This window comes from Bariatricus sp. HCP28S3_A4, assembly GCF_052066395.1.
Lineage (GTDB): Bacteria > Bacillota > Clostridia > Lachnospirales > Lachnospiraceae > Allocoprococcus.
The window spans coordinates 1-469 of sequence record NZ_JBQHSE010000102.1; the positions used below are offsets into that span (position 1 = coordinate 1).

At 40.5% G+C, this 469-nt stretch carries 1 pseudogene; it reads right to left on the reverse strand.

What is annotated here, in order from left to right:
* Window positions 1-418 (reverse strand): annotated as a pseudogene (locus tag ACTNBF_RS16540) (transposase); the annotation flags it as partial.
* Window positions 419-469: the final 51 nt, after the last annotated feature.

A 469-nucleotide genomic window follows, 5' to 3' on the forward strand; every position in this document is an offset into this window, starting at 1 on the left:
TAAATTCATCATTGCTCTTCTTATAACAACAACTTCTAGGTGTGTTTCCTGCCGGACACTTTATCACTTTTGTTTTTTCTTCGTCCATTTCAAATCCGGAAACATCTCGCCTATTCTTTTTGGCTGTCAATGCAGTAGGAAGTAGTTCGATGTTCTTCTCAGTAGCCATTTTTTCTGCTTCCTCACTATAGTAGGCTCCATCCACGATAATACTTGTGTTTGCTTCTTGTTTTGGCAAAGCTTCAAGATGTTCTTTTATAAACTGCGAGTCTGAATGGATATTGGGTTCATACTCATAGCTGGTTACAACAGAACCATTTTTCCCAACAGTTTCCTCTACGTTAGCCACATAGCCGCAATATTCTTTCCCTGCTTTCCTTCGGTATGTAGCCTCAGGATCAGTTGGATTTAACAGCATGGTTGAATTGCCGAGGTTATCTTCCTTAGTAATCCAGCGACGTTTTCCCTG